We start from the raw sequence: 231 nt of genomic DNA on the forward strand, positions 1-231 counted from the left end.
AATGGAAAACGTCATAGTAGTACAGTGACCTTAAAAACAGATTTAGGAGCAATTGGTTATCCCGTACCAGGAAATGGAACAAATGTCTATGGGAATGATACTGAAAAAATCGTGAGGCAATTTCAAAGTGAGAATGGTCTTGTAGTGAATGGAATAGCCGATGAAATTACTTTGGCGAAGATAGCTGAATTAAGAGGTTCCTCTGGTTCAATGCCGGTTCTTCGAAATGGA

Annotated in this window: 1 protein-coding gene; it reads left to right on the forward strand. The window is 39.0% G+C overall.

From position 1 onward, the window contains the following. The coding region (locus AZF04_RS15440; RefSeq protein WP_161485271.1) for a peptidoglycan-binding domain-containing protein at window positions 1–231 on the forward strand (231 nt) is incomplete at both ends.

Origin of the sequence: Alkalihalobacillus trypoxylicola (genome assembly GCF_001590785.1) — a bacterium.
In the GTDB taxonomy this organism is placed as follows: domain Bacteria; phylum Bacillota; class Bacilli; order Bacillales; family Bacillaceae_D; genus Alkalihalobacillus; species Alkalihalobacillus trypoxylicola.